Source organism: Actinomadura rubrisoli, from assembly GCF_004349215.1.
Taxonomy (GTDB): domain Bacteria; phylum Actinomycetota; class Actinomycetes; order Streptosporangiales; family Streptosporangiaceae; genus Spirillospora; species Spirillospora rubrisoli.
The window spans coordinates 1-1,077 of record NZ_SMKU01000728.1 but is presented as its reverse complement, the minus strand read 5'-3'; the positions used below and the strand labels follow the sequence as shown (position 1 = coordinate 1,077).

The window sequence follows — 1,077 nt, the reverse complement described above, 5'->3', positions numbered from 1 at the left end:
GGAGGTCGCGTCCGACGAGCGGTTCCGCCGCATCGTGCGGCGCGGCACCGCCGCCGCCCGCGCCGAGGCCGCGCACTCCGTCCACATCGAGCTGAACGGCCTGCGCCACGGCCGCGACTACTGGTACCGCTTCCGCGTGGACAACCACGTCTCCCCGGTCGGACGGACCCGCACCGCCCCCCGCGCCGACTCCTTCGGCCCCGCCCTGGCGATGGGCTTCGTGTCCTGCTCGCAGTTCGAGCACGGCTACTTCGGCGCCTACCGGCGGCTCGCCGAGGAGCACCCCGACCTGATCCTGCACCTCGGCGACTACCAGTACGAGTACAAGAAGGGCGCCTACACGATCCCGGGCGGCAACGTCCGCGACCACGAGGGCCCCGAGACCGTCACGCTGGCGAACTACCGGCTGCGGCACGCCCAGTACAAGTCCGACACCGACCTCCAGGCCGCGCACCGCGCCGCGCCCTGGCTCGTGGTCTTCGACGACCACGAGGTCGAGAACAACTGGGCCGGCTTCGTCCCCGAGAACGGGTCCGACACCCCCGACCCCGCGGACTTCCGCAAGCGCCGCGCCGCCGCGTTCCAGGCGTACTACGAGAACATGCCGCTGCGCCGCCGCTCCCTGCCCGGCGGGCCGGACATCCAGATCTACCGGCGGGTCCAGTGGGGAAAGCTCGCCAACTTCCACATGCTCGACACCCGCCAGTTCCGCGACGACCAGGCCTGCGGCGACGGGAACAAGGTGTGCCCCGAGGCCGAGAACCCGGCGCGCTCCATCACCGGCGCCCGCCAGGAGAAGTGGCTGATCGACGGATTCCGCCGCTCCACCGCCCGCTGGGACGTCCTCGGCCAGCAGGTCTTCTTCGCCCAGCGTGACAGCGACGCCGGGCCCGTCAAGAAGACCTCGCAGGACGCCTGGGACGGCTACGTCGCCTCCCGCGACCGCATCACCAAGGGCTGGGTGGACGCCAAGGTCCGCAACGCCGTCGTCCTCACCGGCGACGTCCACGCCCACTGGGCGAGCGACCTCAAGGCGAACTACGACGACCCGGGCTCCAAGACGGTCGGCTCCGAGCT

General features: G+C 71.6%; 1 protein-coding gene. It reads left to right on the top strand.

Annotation, left to right across the window (positions count from 1 at the left end; translation table 11 throughout):
• Window positions 1-1,077 (top strand): alkaline phosphatase D family protein (locus tag E1298_RS47140; protein WP_207945298.1); only part of this gene is annotated, 1,077 nt, incomplete at both ends.